Here is a 20,065-nt window from a genome sequence, read left to right on the forward strand (position 1 = left end):
GACATGAAATTTGCTGTACTTGTCTTCCCAGGCTCTAACTGTGATATTGATTGCTACAAGGCGGTAGAGGACAGTCTCGGCGAACCAGTCGATTATGTGTGGCATACAGCGACAGATTTGTCGGCGTATGATTGCATTTTGGTTCCAGGCGGATTCTCATATGGTGATTACCTGCGCTGTGGCGCGATTTCAAGATTTGCTCCTGTAATGGCTGAAGTTGCTAAAGCAGCAGAGCAAGGTAAATTCGTGCTAGGCATTTGCAATGGGTTCCAAATTCTTACTGAGGTTGGTTTGTTGCCAGGCGCGCTGCGTCGTAACATGTCCATGAAGTTCCGTTGTCATGATACAGTGCTTAAGGTTGTTAATAACGAAACCCCATTTACTATTGATTATGCTAAGGATGAAGAAATCATCATCCCAATCGCTCACGGTGAAGGCAACTATTACTGTGATGAAGCGACTTTAGCAGAACTGAAAGCTAACAATCAGATTGTGTTCACATATAGCGATAATCCTAACGGCTCTGTAGCTGATATTGCGGGTGTTAGTAATGTGCAGGGGAATGTAGTCGGCATGATGCCTCACCCTGAGCGTGCAGCTAACAGCTTGCTCGGATCTGAAGATGGCAAACGAATGTTCACATCTATACTGAAGACTTGGAGGGATCGTCATGACGCAGCAAGTATCCGTTAAGGAACCGACCGCAGAACAGATCGCAGAGCAGAAAATTTACAGCCAATTCGGTGTGTCGGACAGCGAATATGAGCTCATCAAGTCTTTTATGGGACGTTTGCCGAACTATACTGAAATCGGCGTATTCAGCGTAATGTGGTCTGAACACTGTGCATACAAGAACTCTAAGCCACTGTTGAAACGTTTCCCAGTTACTGGACCGCGTGTCCTAATGGGACCAGGCGAGGGCGCAGGGATTGTAGATATCGGTGACAACCAAGCGGTTGTATTCAAAATCGAAAGTCATAACCACCCCTCTGCGGTAGAGCCTTTTCAAGGTGCGGCAACAGGCGTAGGTGGTATCATTCGTGATATTTTCTCCATGGGCTCAAGACCTATCGCACTGCTGAATTCCTTGCGTTTCGGCAAGCTGGAAAGCGACCGCGTGAAATATTTGTTCGAGCATGTGGTGTCGGGTATTGCTGGTTATGGTAACTGTATCGGGATTCCAACCGTGGGCGGCGAAATCATGTTCGATGATAGCTATGACGGTAACCCGCTTGTTAACGCAATGTGTGTCGGCCTGATTGATCATGATAAAATCCAACGCGGTGTCGCTAAAGGGGTAGGAAACCCGGTCTTCTACGTAGGTCCTCCTACTGGACGTGATGGGATTCATGGGGCTACTTTTGCATCCGTGGAACTAAGTGAAGAGTCCGAAGCAAAACGTACAGCTGTACAAGTAGGCGATCCATTTATGGAGAAGCTCGTTATGGAATCTTGTCTAGAGTTAATCGACAGCGGCATCGTTATTGGGATTCAGGATATGGGTGCGGCTGGACTTACTTGCTCTAGTGCTGAGATGGCAAGTAAAGCGGGTAACGGTCTGGAGCTGTATCTTGATCAGGTGCCACAACGTGAAGACGGCATGACCCCTTATGAAATGATGCTTTCCGAATCGCAAGAACGGATGTTGTTCGTAGTAGAACCGAAGGATGAGGCTCAGGCGCAAGAGATTTTTGATCGCTGGGGTGTAATCTGCTGTAAGGTCGGTAAAGTTACAGATGATGGTCGCTTGAAGCTGTATCATCACGGTGAGGTTGTTGGCGACATGCCTGTAACTGCGCTCGTGGATGAGTGCCCAGTGTATAACAAACCATCTGAGGTTCCTGCTTATTATGTAGAAAATGAATCGGTAGATACGCTTCGTTACGCGGAAGTTACAGATCTAGGCGGCGCACTTCGTACTGTTCTTGGATCACCAACCGTAGCAAGCAAAGCTTGGGTATACAACCAATATGATTACATGGTGCGGACTAGTACGGCTGTTCGACCTGGATCTGATGCGGCTGTAGTTACCATTCATGGTACACGTAAAGGACTTGCGATGACCACGGACTGTAACGGGCGCTACGTTTATCTTGATCCTGAAGTGGGTGGACGGATTGCAGTCAGCGAAGCGGCTCGTAACATCGTTTGTTCGGGTGCTGAACCGCTTGCTATTACCGATAACCTAAACTTCGGAAACCCTGAGAAACCTGATGTGTTCTGGCAAATGGAGCGTGCGGTTGATGGTATGGCCGAAGCTTGTCGTGTGCTGGATACTCCGGTTATCGGCGGGAATGTCAGTCTTTATAACGAAAATACTACGGGATCCATCTACCCAACGCCGGTTGTCGGCATGGTTGGTTTAGTAACGGATACGGATCATATTACGACTCAAGGCTTCAAACAAGAAGGAGATTCCATCCTTCTGCTAGGCGTTACAAAAGCTGAGCTTGGTGGTAGTGAATTTCAATATGCCGTTCATGGTGTAACGGAAGGTCGTCCTCCAGCTTTGGATTTGGCTACTGAGAAAAAACTGCTGAGCGCAGTGCTTAGTTCGATTCGCGGCGGTCTGGTGCGTTCGGCACATGACTTGTCCGAAGGCGGCCTTGCTGTAGCACTTGCAGAGAGCTGTATCAGCGGTGGCGTTGGTGCAAACGTTGAACTTTCTGCTAATGGACTTAGATCCGATGTAGCGTTGTTCAGTGAAAGCCAATCACGTATCGTGCTGACGGCAGCACCTGAACGTGCGGAAGAGCTGAAAGCAGCGATTGCTGCCAGCGGCGTTCCAGTGGAAATCATCGGAACTGTAGGTGGAGACAGACTGCGCGTAAATCTGGACGGTGCATCCGTATTAGATGAAGCTGTAGCAGAATTGAAATTCGTTTGGGAGGATGCTATTCCATGTCTTATGAAATAAAGACCGGGAAAGAGCAGGAGACTCCTATCCTGTGGACTGGTGACTTTTACAATGAAGGAACGGGCTCGGGAGATATTTTTGACACATTAAAAGAAGAATGCGGCGTTTTCGGGGTCTTCGGACACCTGGAAGCGGCGTCCATGTCTTATTACGGCTTGCACGCCTTACAGCACCGTGGGGAAGAAAGTGCGGGCATCTGCGTAGCAGATGGTCGTGATTTCAACTATCACCGCGGGATGGGGTTAGTAAAAGAAGTATTCGACAAGGACAAAATTGCCTCACTGGTTGGAGACATGTCCATCGGACATGTACGTTATTCCACCAGCGGAGACAGCCGCTTAACCAATGCACAGCCGCTCGTATTCAAATATCGTGACGGTGATTTGGCGATTGCTACGAACGGTAACATAGTAAATGAACCGTTGATTCGCAAACAGCTAGAGCAAAGCGGATCGATCTTCCAAACCACAAGTGATACAGAAGTGCTGGCGCATCTGATTGCGCGTTCGCCAAAGGATTTTGTTGAAGCGGCTAAGGATGCGCTAAAACAACTGGTTGGCGGGTTTGCTTTTCTGCTCATGACGAATGACAAATTAATTGTCGCTTCGGATTCCCATGGTTTGCGTCCGCTTGTAATGGGACGGATCGGCGACGCCTATATTTTTGCTTCCGAATCTTGCGCGTTAGAAGTGATCGGAGCACAGTTAGTCCGCGATATCGAACCTGGCGAACTGCTCGTGCTTGATAAAAATGGTCTTTTAGAGGACCGTTTTACCGAGCCGAAACGTAAAGCGCTGTGCGCGATGGAGTATATTTACTTCTCTCGCCCAGACAGTGATATGAATGGCGCTAACCTGCACACCGCCCGTAAGCGGATGGGCAGCCGAATGGCATTAGAAGCTTTCGTAGATGCTGACCTCGTAACTGGTGTACCGGATTCAAGTATCTCGGCAGCGATTGGATTTGCGGAGCAGACGGGCATTCCTTATGAGCTTGGGCTCATCAAAAACAAGTATACAGGCCGGACCTTCATCCAGCCGAGCCAAGAGCTGCGTGAGCAAGGTGTGAAAATGAAGCTAAGTGCCGTGCGCAGTGTGGTTGATGGCAAACGTGTTGTCATGATCGATGATTCTATCGTGCGCGGCACAACTTCACGGCGGATCGTCAATCTGCTTCGTGAAGCGGGAGCCGTTGAAGTACATGTGCGGATTACATCGCCACCCTTCAAGAATCCTTGTTTCTACGGCATTGATACCCCAGACCGCCGCGATCTCATCGCGTCCTACAAGACCATTGCGGAAATGTGCGAAGAGATTAATGCAGATTCCTTGGCATTCTTGTCACCGGAGGGCCTAATCACTTCCATTGGTGGTCACAACAAAGATGATTACAAAGGCGGGCTATGCCTTTCCTGCTTCGATAACGATTACCCGACGCAGGTTGATTTTGGCGGGGCGGAGAAAGATGGCTGCTCGTGTTGACATCCCCCTAAGTCCCCCTTGCAAAGGGGGATTCCGAAGGGCTCTGCCCTCCGGCCACCCGAAAGCTCGGCGGTAAGAGTTTGGTTATAACTTTCTAAGAGGGTGTGGGTGCAAATCTCGCCTTGTCCCTGTGTGCTTCGCACGGACGGGACACGCTTTACGGCGCTCCGCCCCCCGGCTGCATCCGCCGCCGGGACTGGCTCACCAAGCTCGTCGCTTGTTTCGCTAGAAGAGGTGCATGGCGCAGCTCATGCACCGAGGTCTTGAGGTCCATGTGCAAGGCGCGCACTGCGGCTTGCAGTAGGGTTGAACCCGGTGGTTAGAGGGAGTTATGGAGAGGAAGTTTGGAACTGTAGAAGCGTTAGCGTTCGCCTTTATGCTCGAATTTCTACCGCTCAGCGGTATCAAATTCAAAGGAATTCGAGCATAACAGCGATCGGAAGTCCAAACATTCCTCGTAATAGCTCCCCTATAACCACCAATAAGGTTCACCCCGAATGCCCCCGCAAACGCGCTCTAAACTAATTAAAAGATGAGGTGTCCCAAGTGTCGGAAGCTTATAAAAACGCCGGAGTGGATATTGCGGCTGGTAACGAAGCGGTAGAACGCATGAAAAAGCACGTAAAACGTACTTACCGTCCAGAAGTAATGACGGATCTTGGTGGGTTCGGAGCGCTGTTTGGCCTCAATAAAGATAAATATGAAGAGCCAGTGCTCGTATCGGGAACTGATGGTGTGGGCACGAAACTGAAGATCGCGTTCGCGGCGGATCGCCATGACACGATTGGGATCGACGCTGTAGCTATGTGCGTGAACGACATTGTAGTGCAAGGCGCGGAGCCACTCTTTTTCCTCGACTATCTGGCTTGCGACAAAGTCGTACCGGAGAAAATCGAAGCGATCGTAGCAGGAATCGCAGAGGGCTGTCACCAAGCAGGTTGTGCGCTGATTGGCGGAGAAACAGCTGAAATGCCTGGCATGTATTCAGCGGGTGAGTATGATATCGCTGGATTCACAGTTGGCGTAGCTGACAAAGCGAAGCTGGTAACAGGCGCTAACATCGCTGCTGGAGACACAGTGATTGGTTTAGCTTCTAGCGGCGTGCACAGCAACGGCTTCTCGCTGGTGCGTAAGCTTTTGCTTGAGGAAGATGGCTATGGCCTGAATGATGTGCTTCCGGAGCTTGGAGCTCCGCTTGTGGATGTACTTCTTGCACCAACTAAGATCTATGTGAAGCCTTTGCTGGCGCTCTTGGAGCAGCTTCCGGTGAAAGGGATGGCACATATTACGGGTGGCGGATTCATCGAGAATATCCCGCGCGTATTACCTGATGGTGTAGATGTGGAGATTAATTACGGATCGTGGCCGATTCTGCCGATCTTCGGATTGATGCAGAACAAAGGAAACGTGAGCAACCGTGATATGTTTACTACTTTTAATATGGGAATTGGACTTGTTCTGGTAGTAAGTAGCGCTGATGGAGAACGTGCTCTTGAACTGCTAAAAGCGAGCGGAGAAGAGGCTTATATCATTGGTAAAGTGACAGAAGGGGAACGCAAAGTAACCTTTACTGGAGCTGAAGTGTGATGCAATTGAGTCGAATCGCTGTTTTTGCTTCTGGGCAAGGCAGTAATTTTGCTGCACTGATCGATGCACAGAGAGCAGGCTTGCTTGGTGAGGGCAATATTGAGTTGCTTGTATCCGACAAGCCAGAGGCACCTGTAGCTAAGCGAGCGGAGGATGCGGGCATTCCCGCCCTCTTGCTGCGGCCAAAAGACTTCGCCAGCCGTGAACTTTACGAAGCAGAGATTGTAGCAGAGCTTCAGCGGCGGGAAATCGGGCTGGTTGTACTGGCAGGCTACATGCGTCTTATTACGCCAGTGCTTTTAACGCCGTATGCTGGACGAATTATTAACATTCATCCATCGCTGCTGCCTGCTTTTGCGGGAAAAGATGCAATTGGACAAGCGTTGGATTATGGCGTGAAGCTGACAGGTGTTACTGTGCATTTTGTCGATGGAGGTATGGATACTGGGCCTGTTATTGCTCAGCGCAGCGTAGCCCTGCAGGATAACGACACGGCGGATTCATTGGCAGAACGTATTCATAAGGTTGAGTATGAGCTGTATCCCGAAGTGGTTGGTGCTTTTGCCAGCGGGAAAGTGGAACTGAGTGGAAGAAAGACGATTATCCGCGAAAAGTAAGCTGCACCGCAGCCATTCGAAGTTTTGGATCGACATTTGGTGACAGACCGAGATGTTTCAGGGTATTTCTCGGGAAATATTGCATAAGCGGCGTTATGTGTCGCGTTGTGGGTTTTCTTCAAAATATAAGAAAGTATAAGTTTCACAGCATACTTTATGTCTTATATTTCTCGAAGAAACGGAAACCGTCCCAAAAAGGACGGCATAGCCGTTACTTCTTGTATTAAATCGCATGTACAACCTGAAGGAGGACTATTCAAAGTGAGTATCAAAAGAGCGCTAGTCAGCGTATCGGATAAACAAGGTATCGTGGATTTTTGCCGCGAGTTGTCTGCATTAGGCGTAGAAATTATCTCTACAGGTGGAACAAGCACACTTTTGGCTAAAGAAGGTGTTCCAGTCATCGGGATTTCCGATGTGACAGGATTCCCGGAAATCATGGACGGACGTGTCAAAACCTTGCACCCTGCTGTACACAGCGGATTGCTTGCAGTTCGTGATAACGAGGAGCACACGCGTCAAATGAAGGAGCTTGGTCTGGACTATATCGATCTGGTTGTTGTGAATCTGTATCCGTTCGCGGAAACGATCGCAAAACCTGACGTATCCTACGAGGAAGCCATCGAGAATATCGATATTGGCGGACCTACGATGCTGCGTTCTGCAGCGAAGAACCATGCTTTTGTAAGTGTAGTGGTGGATGCTAATGATTACGCTACTGTACTTGAAGAGGTTCGCGCAGGTGGAGATACAACGCTCGAAACACGCAAACGTCTTGCGGCAAAAGTGTTCCGTCATACGGCGGCTTACGATGCCTTGATTTCCGATTATCTGGCTAACGTTACTGGCGAACCTCTACCAGAGCGCTACACCGTGACTTATGAGAAAATTCAGGATCTGCGTTATGGCGAGAATCCGCATCAAAAAGCGGCTTTCTATCGCAAGCCATTGGCGGCACTGGATACACTCACTGCGGCTGAGCAATTGCACGGCAAAGAGTTATCTTACAACAATATCAACGATGCTAACGCAGCACTGCAAATTGTGAAAGAATTCGAAGAGCCTGCTGTCGTAGCGGTTAAACATATGAACCCTTGTGGTGTAGGTGTGGGTGAAAGTGTATACGAAGCTTATCAAAAAGCTTACAACGCAGATCCAACTTCTATCTTTGGCGGAATTGTTGCAGCAAACCGCATTATTGATGCAGACACAGCGAACCTGCTGAAAGATATTTTCCTCGAAATCGTATTGGCACCAGGCTTTACGGAAGAAGCACTGGAAATCCTTACGAAGAAAAAAAATCTCCGTTTGCTCAAAATCGGTAATCTTAGTACGGCTAGTGCGCGTAAGAGCAGCTTTGTAGTAACCTCCATCGATGGAGGAATGGTTGTACAGGAGAGCGATGTACACTCTGTGAACCCAGATGATCTGCAAGTCGTTACGGACCGTAAACCAACCGAAGAGGAATTGAAACAGCTGTTGTTCGGATGGAAAGTAGTTAAGCATGTGAAGTCTAATGCGATTGTACTGGCTGTTGATGATATGACTGTTGGCGTAGGTGCAGGACAAATGAACCGTGTCGGTGCAGCTAAAATTGCAATCGAACAAGCAGGTGAAAAATCTAAGGGAGCCGTACTCGCTTCCGACGCGTTCTTCCCAATGGGCGATACGCTTGAAATGGCAGCAAAAGCAGGAATCACTGCAGTGATTCAGCCAGGCGGCTCCATAAAAGACGAAGAGTCGATTAAGGTCGCTAATGAGTATGGTATTGCTATGGTCTTCACAGGCGTCCGTCACTTCAAACACTAGAGCACTGGGAGGATCATATTCGGATGGATATTTTAGTGGTTGGCGGCGGCGGCCGGGAACATGCGATGATTTGGAGTCTATCCCAAAGCCCCAAGGCAGGTAAAATCTATTGCGCACCCGGCAACGCCGGGATTGCGCAGTTAGCCGAATGTGTGCCGATCGGAGTATTTGAGTTCGATCGTCTGACGGCTTTTGCGAAAGAGAAGGAAGTAGGTCTTGTTGTAATTGGACCAGATGATCCGCTTGGTGCTGGGATTGTGGATGCTTTTGAAGCACAGAATATTCCTGTGTTTGGTCCACGCAAGAATGCGGCGGAGATCGAAGGCAGCAAAACCTTTATGAAGGATCTTTTGCATAAATATAATATTCCGACAGCAGCCTATGAGAAGTTCGACGACTATGAAGCTGCGCTAGCTTATTTGCGGGAACAGCCGCTGCCGATCGTAATCAAGGCAGATGGTCTGGCTGCAGGAAAAGGCGTGACGGTTGCTTATTCGTTGGATGAAGCAGAGCAAGCGCTCGCTGATATTATGGTCACTAAGGTATTCGGTGAGGCAGGCGCTCAGGTTGTTATTGAGGAATTTCTAGCTGGACAGGAAATGTCGATTCTGGCTTTTGTCGATGGAGAGACGGTACGTCCTATGGCTGCTGCCCAGGATCATAAGCCCATATTTGATGGGGATAAAGGGCCTAATACCGGCGGAATGGGTACCTATTCGCCTTTGCCACATATTGATGAGGCTATTATCCAAGAAGCGATCGAGACCATCATTAAGCCGACAGCAAAAGCCATGGTCGATGAAGGTCGTCCCTTTAGCGGTGTACTATTTGCGGGACTGATGATTTCTCCAGAAGGGAAACCAAAGACGATTGAGTTTAATGCTCGTTTCGGTGATCCTGAGACTCAGGTCGTGTTGCCTAGACTCAAGAGCGACTTGCTAGAAATCTTTCTGGCGGTCACAGAGGGTAGGCTTGCAGATATCGACATTGAATGGAGCGACGAAGCGGCTGTATGCGTAGTTCTCGCTTCGGGGGGATATCCAGGCCCTTATCCAAAGGGTGTACCGATTGAAGGTCTTGAAGACAGCCAAGGAGGGCTGATCTTCCATGCTGGTACGGCGCGTGGTGAAGACGGAAGCTGGGTGACGAATGGTGGTCGGGTGCTAGGCGTGGTAGGCCTAGGTGCTACGATTGCTGAAGCTCGTGCTGCAGCTTACGTTAGGGCCGAAGGAATTTCTTTTTCCGGAAAACAAAGCCGCAGCGACATCGCTATGAAAGCTTTGTTATAAGGATAAAGAACTGTATCTAGCATTTCTTTGCGCTTTAAGTCCTAAAAAAGGACTGACAAGTGATAGAAGAAGTGCTATAATACTACACGTACGGGGGAAAATGTGCGGATATATACAGATAAGGGCCTTTCCGATCATGGGAAGGCCCTTTTAAATCGGAGTCCTTCAGACTTTGTGCAGTAACCTTATAAAGGATGCCTCGTGCCTGGAAATGATGATACTTATAGTGCATACTAGCGATACGCTTATGGCGAATGGCTACTCACAGATTTAAGGAGGAATTCGTTTTGAGTAAGATTGGAAGAAATGACTTGTGTCCTTGCGGAAGCGGGAAAAAATATAAGAAATGCTGCCTTGGTAAAGAAACTTCTGCAGTAGAGTCCATCATGCAACTTGTAAACAAGGAAGAAGCGGCAGCTAGCGAGACTGTGGCTGAGAAAGAGGAACCCGTAGCACAACCTGAAGTGAAGCTTACTCTTGCTACGCTCAGAAAAAAAGTGTCACGTGATCTGAATTGGGAGCATCCAGCACATGAACAACTGGCGCTGCATCTTATTGAGAGCATGAGAGAAAGCTATGATAGAGAGCTTATTTGGGAAGCTCTAGTTCTGTGGAATGGTTATTCCCGTAAGACTAAGCCTGCTGTGAAGAAAATGGGCTCTTTCTGTGCGGCGATCGAATTTATTTTGTCTGAAGAATATGGCTTCTCCCTAACACAAGCGGATCTTGCTACCAAACATGAGGTTACTAGGCCTACCATCTCTAGAAAAGTCAAAGAGATGCTCAATTACATTGAGGAATACGGCATGGGTGGTGCGGAAGAAGAATTACTTTTGCTGAATATCTCAGGCAGTCCGAAGGATCAGGAGCGGGCACTGTTACAAAAGGCTATGCAAACCAATTCATCCAACCGCCGGATACAGTTAGCTGAAGCCGCGTTAGAGGTATATCCGGACAGTCCGGATGCTTACCTCATTTTGGCTGAGGAAGCAGAGAACGAAACGGATGCCCGTGCATTCCTGAAAGCAGGGGTGGATGCAGGTGAACGCGAGCTGGGAGAAGCTTTTTTCGCTGAGAACAAAGGATATTTCTGGGGCCTCCACGAGACGCGTCCATACATTCGTATCTGCAAAAGCTACGCTGACTCCTGCTGGTTTAGCGGAAATGCGGAAGAAGCCGCAAAGATGCTTGAGCATATCTTAGCGCTTAACCCAGAAGATAACACAGGTGCACGGTACCTTCTGACCGCAGCATACCTCTACAGAAATAAGCTGAAAGAGACGGAACAAGTACTGGAGAAATTCGGGGATGATGCTGCAGCAACAGTAGCTTACGACCGTATGGTCTTAGAATATAAGAAGAATGGGATTACATCCCAACTGAAAATGTTGTACCGTGTAGCGCGGAATGTGAACAAGCATGTGCCGGATTATTTGTTAGGGATCAAAAGGTTGCCGCATAATCTTCCGGATTTTGTGGGAATGGGCGACGCTAATGAAGCTATCGAATATGTTATTGTACACTCGCGTTTGTGGACAAGCCTGCCTGATCTGCTGAAGTGGATGCTGAAGCAACAGGATTAGTAGAATTCAGATCTTGGACGTATATGAACTTTAAGAGACTATGGGGGATTCCTATAGTCTTTTTTTAATATAAGAAAGTATAAGATTGGCATCAATAATTGTATTGCGTACAGCGTACAATGCTTGAAAAAATGTCTTTGGGAGAGTATGTTTACAAGAAGTAGAATGAATAGATGATAGTGAGGCGAGAGGGTTATGAGAGAAGAGGAAGACCGAATCGTAGGAATGGAAGATATCGTACGGGCTCATCACGTACTGCGGGAGGTCATCATCCGGACTCCACTACAGCGTGACGCCGTACTATCGGCCAAGTATGATTGCGATGTATATTTGAAGCGCGAAGATTTGCAGATTGTCCGTTCTTTTAAAATCCGCGGAGCTTATAATATGATTCGTAGTCTATCCGCAGAAGATAGAGCCAAAGGTATTGTCTGTGCGAGTGCAGGAAATCACGCACAAGGTGTAGCCTATTCCTGTAAGGCACTTGGAATCAAGGGTAAGGTCTACATGCCAAGCACAACACCTAACCAGAAGGTTAAACAAGTACGGCGGTTCGGCGGTGAGTTTGTTGAGGTCATTCTGAAGGGCGATACCTTCGATGATGCTTATGATGAAGCGCTACAAGCTTGTATAGACCATGGTATGACGTTGATCCACCCATTCGATGAGCCGAGAATTATTGCGGGGAATGGAACGATAGCGATGGAAGTGATGGAGAATCTGGACCATCCTGCGGATTTTATGTTCGTAACGATTGGTGGGGGCGGCCTGGCAGCAGGAATAGCCACTTATGTGAAGACGGTGAGTCCATCCACTAAGTTGATTGGTGTGGAACCGCTTGGTGCTGCTTCAATGACTGAAGCGATCAAGCTTGGAGAAGTGGTAACGCTAAAAGAAATTAACAAGTTCGTGGACGGAGCGGCTGTAAAGCGCGTTGGCGGACTGACATATGATATTTGTTCCCGGCATCTGGATGACATCGTGATGGTGCCAGAAGGCAAGGCTTGTACTACCATTCTGGAGCTGTATAACGAGAATGCTATAGTGGTTGAGCCAGCGGGATCCTTACCTATCGCAGCACTTGATCAATACCGTGATCAAATCCGCGGGAGGACGGTCGTCTGTATCATTAGTGGGGGTAACAACGATATTGACCGTATGCAGGAGATCAAAGAGCGGTCACTGATTTACGAAGGCTTAAAGCACTACTTCATGGTGAACTTCCCACAACGGGCAGGTGCCCTGCGTGAGTTCTTGGACGAAATCCTCGGTCCAGAGGATGATATTACCCGTTTCGAGTACATCAAGAAGCACGATAAAGAGAATGGTCCCGCGCTTGTAGGCATAGAGCTATTGTCCATTGAAGCTTATGAACCACTTATCGAACGGATGCAGCAGAAGGGTGTAGATTATGTAGAAATCAATAAGGATTCCAATCTCTTTAACATCCTTATTTAATTTCTTTCATCACTTTAATCATTTCGTTAATGAACATAGAAAGGCCCGTCCCAGAATGAATGGGGACGGGCCTTTTGTAATATCATACTAGAGAGGTAATTCAGTCTTACGGTATTGTTCGACTTCATCTGTTAATTTATAATCTTTGTCCTTCATCAATTTCATGAAGCCATCCAGTTTCTGCAGGAATGGGCTGTTGTCTTTATTCTTGGTGAGAATGCTAGAGTAGGCTTTCTGCGCCTCCAAGTCCATTTCAAGATTGTCATAATGGAAAAGGGGCGTGTTATTCTGGCCGTAAAACGTATTGTTAACATAGATAGAATATAAGGATTTCACGGCTGAAATTCGGTTCGATTTCGGATGATTTTGAATAAATTGCTCTTGAGACAGTGCTCGCACAGCTACATCGGTCCAACCAATGACCAGCCCATTATCCTTGGAGGAGGGCAGACCAGACTCCGTAGCCATAATGGATATATACGCACTGATATCTTCAGCGACATAAAGCTTATATTTACGGTAAGCCTCATAATCGATCACCGGGAAAAAAGTGCCTTCCGCAGTCTCCAGTTTATATCCATTTTCGCTGGCACTCTTCAGTAGTGTGCGCAGAGTGAGATCTTCTGTGGCATTAGCAAGGGTCTTCATACTAGCGCCAGCCTTATAGATGGTGGTGAGCTTCCGCTGGACATTGCTGGCACTGAATTTGCTCTCCCACGCCGGAAGCGCCGCCTTGTGCAAATTCTCAAGCTTCAGGGTCATTATCGTGGCACGGTACGAACCTACCGCATACATATTGGCGTTCAAATATTTAATAGCTTCGGGTAACTTGTTAGAGGAAGACAACAGCGGCAATGCAGCTTTATAGATAGCCTCCGCATGATTATTGTTTGCTGTCATAGGATTTGCCTTAGTGCCTCCCACAGGAGAGCTGACAGCGCCTTCAGCTTGAATCGTTCCTATAGGTATTGCGCTTAGACCCAGTGTTACTGCTAGAACAGAATAGAGAATATATTGCTTCTTATTCATGAAAGATCCCCCTTTCTATCGGATGGAGTGCGGGTGGAGTATGACTACTATTTTTTGAAAAATATAAGCTTTAGTCCAATTGCCCCCATCAGGGAAACAATTAAGCTTACCCACGGGGATAATGTGATGACCGGAAACAATCGGTCGAGGTACAAGCCAATGAATACGGCAACTACGGCGATTCCGATATAGACGCCAAGGCCCTTGATATCAAAGGGTTTGGCTTTAGGTGCATCCCCCTCAGACAAGGAGGTTAACCATTTCATAATAAGTTCGATCAAGATAATGGAACCTGCCCCCACTGCGAAGAGTGTGAAGAGGCTAATCTGTCCGAACATCCCGGGTGAACCGTTAGTCCATTTCAAGAAGAGTCCGCCTATAGCTAAGACCCCGAACAAACAGGTTAGAGCCGCGCTGGGAATCATCAAGTAATAGTTCCAATTGCTGCGCGCTGGGCGTGTGGGAACGCTGTCCATGATCTCTTTAAAATAATCATCCGGATTCTCGCCAAACACCTGTTTAGCGTTTTTACCTTTTTTTTGTTCTTTCAGAAGCAGCTTGGCTGCATCCAGTAAAAGTTCTTCAGCACGGAGAGCTTCTACCCTACTGACCCGCATCGTTAGGATCATATCTTCAAAATAGGAACGATTGAAAGGCGTCATCTGCTCGCGCAGGGCGTTATTCTCCTTAATCATATCTTTCACTTTCATAATAGGGAAGTAAACCTCCAGTAGTATTAATCGGAATAGTCTTTAACCTAGAGTATACGTTTGCCTGATAGGTCTGCGCAAGGACAAGCATTTCTATTTTCCTATGCATAATCCTTTTATAAGAGTGAACACTGATAATGTTGTTGCGTGATCAAGATAGCTTTGGGAAAGGTTGGGAGCTTTATGGAACATGAGAACAAGAAAGAACAGGACAGAGTCATGGGCAACGGTTTCGAGCCTACGCCCAATCATTCAATGGGGGATTGGGGCGGCTCTGATGGATTCAGTATGTGGAATTCCACGGAAGAGCCAGCAACAGAGGGCGAGCTTAAGGATTGGGAAGGCAGTCAAGAAACCCATGAAATGTTTAATGACAGCTATGATTGATTGACGGCCCTGGAAGCTTATAATGAGATTGAAAAACAGCCAGTCTCCATTATTTTGGAGACTGGCTGTTTGACGTTCCGGTTTATACTCCGAAATTGCTCTTGCAAATTATTAAGATCTGTCCCGTTTCTGTTGACAATAGGAACGAAATCTTTATAATAAGAATATAATTCACACTAAGTTAATCGGAATTCTAATAAATTAAAATAATGATTAAATATAGGAGGTTACGGCAATGGAACGGAATATTGTAATCCGGCATAACGGCGAAGAATTGACAGCGAGCATCCATTATCCGAGTAAAGAGAAGGGAACTTCCACACGTTGCAAGGACAGATTGCCATTAGCTGTAATCTGCCATGGATTTGTAGGTAACCGGATTGGAGTCGATCGGATCTTTGTCAAAGCAGCTCGTGAGCTGGCGCAAGATGGGTATATGGTCATTCGATTTGATTATGCGGGCTGCGGCGAGAGCAGCGGTAATTACGGCGGGGAGGATATGGAGTCGATGATCGCTCAGACTAGAGCGGTGCTCGATTACGGAATTAGCTCTGCCGATGTGGATCCACAGCGTGTGACGCTTATTGGCCACAGTCTGGGTGGGGCGGTTGCACTTCTGACAAGTATTCGTGATCGCCGCGTGAAGAATCTCGTGTTGTGGGCCTCCGTGGGTTACCCCTTCAATGATATTGTGAAGATTGTAGGGCGGGAGGCGTATGATCGATCGGTGAAGAATGGATCAGCGGATTACGTGGGCTACTCGTTCACACCGGTATATTTCAATTCTTTGGCGGCCTTCCAGCCTTTCCAAGAGGCTAGTAAATTCAGCGGTGATGTGCTCGTCATTCATGGTACGTCTGACGATGTCATCCCGGTGGATTATGCATTCCTTTATCAGAAATTATTCTGGACACGTCCTGAGGGACGATGCGATAAAGAGATCATTTTTCAAGGTGATCATACCTTTTCTTCTGGGCCAGCACAGCAGCAACTGCTTAAGCGGACAAGAGAGTGGATGAACGAACAGGAGCATGTGCAGACAGAGTGGCAAAATTGGATGATATAGGTGATGGACTTTACTCGCAATAACTTGAAATTAGCGGTAAAATAAAGATGCACACCATATACTGGGTTATGGAGGTTGGCATCCTATGAAATTACCGTCATTTTTTATCGCGCACGGTTCTCCGCTCCTCGCACTGGAGGATAACGAGTATACCCGTTTTCTGGAGCGGCTTGGTCAAGAACTAGAAGCACCACGGGGTATAGTAGTATTCTCAGCGCACTGGGATAGCCCAGAACAGCTACTCACTATTGATGAGAAGCACGAAACACAACATGACTTCTACGGATTTCCTGAAGAAATGTATACGCTGACTTATCCAGCCCCAGGCGATCCGGCTCTAACCAAGCGGATTTCCGAGCTCTTTAAGGGTAACAATCTTTCACATCAGCCCGTTCTGGGGCGAGGACTCGATCACGGAGTCTGGGTAATACTGAAAAAAATGTTTCCGAAAGCTGATATTCCGGTAGTCGCTTTATCCGTCGATTCATTACGTTCTCCCAAGGAACAGTACAATATCGGGCGGATGTTAGCCCCTCTGCGTGACGAAGGCATATTGCTGATAGGAAGCGGTGGACTTGTTCACAATTTGCGGATGCTTAATGAAAGTGATCAGCCTGAAGAGTGGGCGCTTGAATTCGATGCGTGGATTGCCAAGGGGTTAGAATCTTGGGATGTACCTTCACTGTTTGCTTATGAGAAAAAAGCTCCGCATGTTCGTGATGCGGTTCCATCTTACGGAAGAGAGCATTTCGCACCTCTCTTTTATGCGATGGGAACAGCGGACGGTAGCAGGAAGGCAGAGCGGATATTTCAAGCGTATCAATATGGGACATTAAGCCTCAATTGCTGGAAGCTAGACTAAATGGATAAGATACACGCAGGGTGCAGCCGGAGATCGGCTGTGCCCTTTTTTAAAATATAAGAAAGTAAAAGTTTCACGCTATGCATTATCCTTATATTTCTCGCTTAAACGTGTATCGTCCTAATAAGGACGCTGAAGTCGTTATACTTGATGCAAGCGGATCAAGACAAATGGGACTGGCTGTGATTAAATGGAAGAAACCAGTTAAGATACATAAAACGTTTAGGAGGAACTACAAGCTTATGAAAGTAAATTGCTCTTCTTCCCGTCTATTATCTGCCCTTGTACTAAGTACCCTATTGCTCTCCGCTTGCGGAACAGAGAGTGCAAATAATGTAATTGCCCCGATACAGCAACCTACAGCAGATCCTGCACCTATTGAAACGATTCAACCATCGCCTACTGCAGATCCATCTGCTGAACTTGTTTCCGGGCTAACGGGTCTTCCAGTTTCTGAAAACAGTCTCCCGCGTCCTTTAGCCGTTATGATTAATAATGCTCCAGCGGCCCGGCCACAGTCGGGGGTGAGTGAAGCGGATATTTTATATGAGGTCCTTGCTGAAGGTGGCATTACGCGGTTGATAGGTATTTTTCAAAGTCATACCGGAGTGGTCAAAATCGGACCGATTCGCAGTATTCGCCCTTATCTGATCGACATTGGCGAGAGCTACGGTGGTGTGACCGTGCATGCCGGGGGGAGCCCCGCGGCTTATGCCATTTTGCAAAAAGAGAAAAAAGCAGATATGGACGAGATTGGTCGTGCCGGAGCCTATTTCTGGCGGGACAAAACACGTAAAGCCCCTCATAATCTCTACAGTAATGCAGCAAAGCTGCGGGAAGGTGCCGAGAAGCTGGGTTATGAGAAAAGTGTGAAGGTGCCAGGGTATCTTTTTAACAATCCAGATTACATATCGGCAGGCGGAGAGCCGGCCGCTGAGTTTAGCGTAAACTTCTTACTTAAAAGCTATAAAATTGACTATAAATACGATACTCAGCTTCAGACCTATCAGCGTTACGTGAATGGTAAACCACATTTGGATCTGAATAACAATAAGCCAGTAGAAGCTGCAAATGTGATGGTGATGGGTTCCGATCATAAAGTACTTGATGATGTTGGAAGACTTCAGGTTGATGTGGAGCTTGGTGGAGAAGCGTTGCTCTTTCAGCGGGGACAGGTCACGAAGGGCAGATGGTCGCGTGAGCCAGGTGATGTGATTCGGTTTGTGAAGGATGGTAAAGAAGAGCTGATGTATCCAGGAATCACCCATATTTTGGTCGTCCCTAATGCACCTTCATTTAGCAGTCATGTGGTATACGGTGGAGCAGATAGTGCAACCTAAGAAAGTCGGAATATCCAGTGATATACAGATTTATGTTCGGAATTATAGGTAAGTGTTAATAGAGTGTAAAAAAGTTCATTTCTATAGCTTCTATACCTTCTACGGATATGTTAAGATAACAAGGGTTGTCATTCATTTTCATGCTTTTTACATATGGGTGACTCTGTACTCACGGTAATATTATGTAAAGGGGTTTAAAACAATGAAGTTGAGAAAAAAGGACATATTCTTTGAGACGCTGGAAAATATGGCGGATACCATTGTCCAAGCTGCAGATTATTTTGCTCAGAATATCACTGATCTCCAGAATAATGTCGATAGTTTCGCTGCAGAGATGAAGAAGTACGAATCCCAATGTGATACTTACACGCACACCGTAATTAAGGAATTGAACAAGACGTTCATTACGCCACTTGAGCGTGACGACATTATGGACTTGATTACAAGCATGGATGATGTCATTGATGGCTTGGAGGCATCTGCCTCACGTTTCTATATGTACAACCTGCTCGACCCGGATGAATACATTGTACAATTCGCCGAAATCCTTCGTCAGTGTGCTTATGAAATCCAAAAAGCGGTTCATTTGCTCTCACAGAAGAAGCTACTGGCCATTCGTGAATATACGATCCGTTTGAATGACCTTGAGAATCAAGGGGACGAAGTCCTTCGTATTTGTACCAAAGCTCTATTTGAAACCGTTAAGGACCCGATTGAGCTGATTAAGCGTAAGGAATTATATGAGCGACTCGAGACCACTACAGATAAATGTGAAGATGTAGCCAACATGTTGGAATCGATCATCATGCGCAACTCATAAGGGGTACTAGAATATGGAAACATCGATATGGATTCTTGGAATTGTTATCTTTCTCGCGCTTGCGTTTGACTTTATTAATGGTTTCCATGATACGGCCAACGCAATTGCTACCTCTGTCTCTACACGTGCGTTAAAACCTCGAACAGCTATTATTATGGCGGCACTGATGAACTTTGTCGGAGCTTTGATGTTTACAGGTGTAGCTAAGAAAATTGGCGGAAGTATCACAGATCCCACGTTACTGGAAAATGGTCTGGATATCATAATAGCCACACTGATTGCTTCGATTATTTGGAATTTGATTACCTGGTGGCTCGGAATTCCATCCTCCTCTTCTCATGCACTGATCGGCGCTTTGGCTGGTGCAGTATATGTAGGTGCAGGTTCGTCGCATATTAACTGGGGCGGGTTTGTGGAAATTGTCGAGGGCTTGATCTTCTCGCCAATTATTGCATTTGTTATCGGTTATATCATCATGACCGTCCTGAAATGGATTTTTGCAAAGCGTAGTCCACATACGGTTAACAAGGGCTTCCGCTCTATGCAGGTTGTGACGGCAGCATTACAGTCGTTTACTCATGGTACGAATGATGCGCAGAAGGCGATGGGGATCATTACCTTTGCCCTCGTAACTTCAGGACGCCAAGAGACTATGGATGTAATCCCTCTATGGGTTAAGATTGCTGCGGCTACGGCTATGGCACTCGGTACCTCCATTGGTGGTTGGAAGATTATCAAGACCATGGGTACGAAGATTTTCAAAATCGAGCCGATCAACGGCTTCGCGGCTGATATTTCCGCGGCTTCCGTTATTTTCTCGGCAACACTGCTTCATTTGCCAGTCAGCTCCACACACGCGATCACTTCAGCAATCCTTGGTGTTGGCTCCGCAAAACGGTTCTCTGCTGTGAAATGGGGAGTAGCTGGACGTATTGTAGTCACTTGGTTTATTACGATTCCCATCAGTGCGGTATTGGCTGGTCTGATTTTCAAAATCATTTTTTAAATCCCTTTAATAAAAAGATGTCAGTTAGCCTTTGGCTGCGGACATCTTTTTTGTTGTGTGGTGATGCTGGGGGGACGGACAGACAGACGGAAGGAAGGAAGGAA

Annotated in this window: 17 protein-coding genes; 15 read left to right on the forward strand and 2 right to left on the reverse strand. The window is 47.1% G+C overall.

The window, feature by feature from the left end; all coding sequences use genetic code 11:
• The first annotated feature begins 3 nt into the window (after window positions 1-3).
• From purQ to ilvA, 9 genes are all read left to right on the forward strand, one after another.
• Window positions 4-693, forward strand: coding sequence for a phosphoribosylformylglycinamidine synthase subunit PurQ (gene purQ / locus L1028_RS28640; RefSeq protein WP_234541423.1), 690 nt, complete (start codon window positions 4-6; stop codon window positions 691-693).
• Window positions 671-2,917, forward strand: a complete 2,247-nt coding sequence (gene purL / locus L1028_RS28645) for a phosphoribosylformylglycinamidine synthase subunit PurL (RefSeq protein WP_060626910.1) — start codon at window positions 671-673, stop codon at window positions 2,915-2,917. The genes purQ and purL overlap by 23 nt, the downstream gene beginning before the upstream one ends.
• Complete coding sequence (gene purF, locus L1028_RS28650; RefSeq protein WP_234541426.1) at window positions 2,902-4,398, forward strand: amidophosphoribosyltransferase; 1,497 nt, start codon at window positions 2,902-2,904, stop codon at window positions 4,396-4,398. The genes purL and purF overlap by 16 nt, the downstream gene beginning before the upstream one ends.
• A 546-nt stretch (window positions 4,399-4,944) precedes the next feature.
• A complete protein-coding gene (gene purM, locus L1028_RS28655; RefSeq protein WP_234541428.1) occupies window positions 4,945-5,985 on the forward strand; it encodes a phosphoribosylformylglycinamidine cyclo-ligase in 1,041 nt (346 codons plus the stop codon).
• Window positions 5,985-6,602: a phosphoribosylglycinamide formyltransferase gene (purN, locus tag L1028_RS28660; RefSeq protein WP_234541430.1), complete on the forward strand. Its 618-nt coding sequence runs from the start codon at window positions 5,985-5,987 to the stop codon at window positions 6,600-6,602. Before purM ends, purN begins: the two co-directional genes overlap by 1 nt.
• Before the next feature lie 261 nt (window positions 6,603-6,863).
• The gene (purH, locus tag L1028_RS28665) at window positions 6,864-8,411 is read left to right on the forward strand and encodes a bifunctional phosphoribosylaminoimidazolecarboxamide formyltransferase/IMP cyclohydrolase (protein WP_234541432.1); all 1,548 of its coding nucleotides are present in this window, start codon (window positions 6,864-6,866) and stop codon (window positions 8,409-8,411) included.
• Between the two features lie 23 nt (window positions 8,412-8,434).
• Complete coding sequence (purD, locus tag L1028_RS28670; RefSeq protein WP_234541434.1) at window positions 8,435-9,700, forward strand: phosphoribosylamine--glycine ligase; 1,266 nt, start codon at window positions 8,435-8,437, stop codon at window positions 9,698-9,700.
• A 287-nt stretch (window positions 9,701-9,987) separates the two neighbouring features.
• Window positions 9,988-11,283, forward strand: coding sequence for an SEC-C metal-binding domain-containing protein (locus tag L1028_RS28675; RefSeq protein WP_234541435.1), 1,296 nt, complete (start codon window positions 9,988-9,990; stop codon window positions 11,281-11,283).
• Window positions 11,284-11,478: 195 nt separating this feature from the next.
• Window positions 11,479-12,741: a threonine ammonia-lyase IlvA gene (ilvA, locus tag L1028_RS28680; RefSeq protein ID WP_234541439.1), complete on the forward strand. Its 1,263-nt coding sequence runs from the start codon at window positions 11,479-11,481 to the stop codon at window positions 12,739-12,741.
• 87 nt (window positions 12,742-12,828) lie between these two features.
• Here the strand turns inward: ilvA and L1028_RS28685 are convergent, their stop codons facing one another.
• A complete protein-coding gene (locus L1028_RS28685; RefSeq protein WP_234541441.1) occupies window positions 12,829-13,770 on the reverse strand; it encodes a hypothetical protein in 942 nt (313 codons plus the stop codon).
• 47 nt (window positions 13,771-13,817) lie between these two features.
• Entirely contained in the window at window positions 13,818-14,480 is a 663-nt protein-coding gene (locus tag L1028_RS28690) for a DUF1129 family protein (protein ID WP_234541442.1), read from the reverse strand.
• A gap of 183 nt (window positions 14,481-14,663) precedes the next feature.
• Between L1028_RS28690 and L1028_RS28695 the strand changes: the two genes are divergently transcribed.
• The 6 genes from L1028_RS28695 to L1028_RS28720 all read left to right on the forward strand — a co-directional run bounded on the left by L1028_RS28695 (window position 14,664) and on the right by L1028_RS28720 (window position 19,961).
• On the forward strand, window positions 14,664-14,867 hold the full coding sequence (locus tag L1028_RS28695) for a hypothetical protein (protein WP_234541444.1): 204 nt from the start codon (window positions 14,664-14,666) through the stop codon (window positions 14,865-14,867).
• Window positions 14,868-15,102: 235 nt separating this feature from the next.
• On the forward strand, window positions 15,103-15,933 hold the full coding sequence (locus L1028_RS28700; protein ID WP_042124053.1) for an alpha/beta hydrolase family protein: 831 nt from the start codon (window positions 15,103-15,105) through the stop codon (window positions 15,931-15,933).
• A gap of 85 nt (window positions 15,934-16,018) precedes the next feature.
• Window positions 16,019-16,795, forward strand: coding sequence for a DODA-type extradiol aromatic ring-opening family dioxygenase (locus L1028_RS28705; RefSeq protein WP_234541446.1), 777 nt, complete (start codon window positions 16,019-16,021; stop codon window positions 16,793-16,795).
• A 242-nt stretch (window positions 16,796-17,037) separates the two neighbouring features.
• Entirely contained in the window at window positions 17,038-18,135 is a 1,098-nt protein-coding gene (locus tag L1028_RS28710; protein WP_234541448.1) for a DUF3048 domain-containing protein, read from the forward strand.
• A 202-nt stretch (window positions 18,136-18,337) separates the two neighbouring features.
• Window positions 18,338-18,955, forward strand: a complete 618-nt coding sequence (locus L1028_RS28715) for a DUF47 domain-containing protein (protein ID WP_042184774.1) — start codon at window positions 18,338-18,340, stop codon at window positions 18,953-18,955.
• A gap of 13 nt (window positions 18,956-18,968) precedes the next feature.
• Complete coding sequence (locus L1028_RS28720) at window positions 18,969-19,961, forward strand: inorganic phosphate transporter (protein WP_234541449.1); 993 nt, start codon at window positions 18,969-18,971, stop codon at window positions 19,959-19,961.
• Window positions 19,962-20,065 lie beyond the last annotated feature (104 nt).

Origin of the sequence: Paenibacillus pseudetheri (assembly GCF_924513355.1) — a bacterium.
GTDB lineage: Bacteria > Bacillota > Bacilli > Paenibacillales > Paenibacillaceae > Paenibacillus_AQ > Paenibacillus_AQ pseudetheri.

Excerpts from the sequence above, each read along its gene's own strand:
- L1028_RS28690 (WP_234541442.1), bottom strand. The coding sequence starts at position 14,480 with ATGAAAGTGAAAGATATGATTAAGGAGAATAACGCCCTGCGCGAGCAG.
- purN (WP_234541430.1), top strand. The coding sequence starts at position 5,985 with ATGCAATTGAGTCGAATCGCTGTTTTTGCTTCTGGGCAAGGCAGTAAT.
- L1028_RS28685 (WP_234541441.1), bottom strand. The coding sequence starts at position 13,770 with ATGAATAAGAAGCAATATATTCTCTATTCTGTTCTAGCAGTAACACTG.
- purF (WP_234541426.1), top strand. The coding sequence starts at position 2,902 with ATGTCTTATGAAATAAAGACCGGGAAAGAGCAGGAGACTCCTATCCTG.
- L1028_RS28720 (WP_234541449.1), top strand. The coding sequence starts at position 18,969 with ATGGAAACATCGATATGGATTCTTGGAATTGTTATCTTTCTCGCGCTT.
- purD (WP_234541434.1), top strand. The coding sequence starts at position 8,435 with ATGGATATTTTAGTGGTTGGCGGCGGCGGCCGGGAACATGCGATGATT.
- purL (WP_060626910.1), top strand. The coding sequence starts at position 671 with ATGACGCAGCAAGTATCCGTTAAGGAACCGACCGCAGAACAGATCGCA.
- L1028_RS28715 (WP_042184774.1), top strand. The coding sequence starts at position 18,338 with ATGAAGTTGAGAAAAAAGGACATATTCTTTGAGACGCTGGAAAATATG.
- L1028_RS28705 (WP_234541446.1), top strand. The coding sequence starts at position 16,019 with ATGAAATTACCGTCATTTTTTATCGCGCACGGTTCTCCGCTCCTCGCA.
- purQ (WP_234541423.1), top strand. The coding sequence starts at position 4 with ATGAAATTTGCTGTACTTGTCTTCCCAGGCTCTAACTGTGATATTGAT.
- L1028_RS28695 (WP_234541444.1), top strand. The coding sequence starts at position 14,664 with ATGGAACATGAGAACAAGAAAGAACAGGACAGAGTCATGGGCAACGGT.
- L1028_RS28710 (WP_234541448.1), top strand. The coding sequence starts at position 17,038 with ATGAAAGTAAATTGCTCTTCTTCCCGTCTATTATCTGCCCTTGTACTA.
- L1028_RS28700 (WP_042124053.1), top strand. The coding sequence starts at position 15,103 with ATGGAACGGAATATTGTAATCCGGCATAACGGCGAAGAATTGACAGCG.
- ilvA (WP_234541439.1), top strand. The coding sequence starts at position 11,479 with ATGAGAGAAGAGGAAGACCGAATCGTAGGAATGGAAGATATCGTACGG.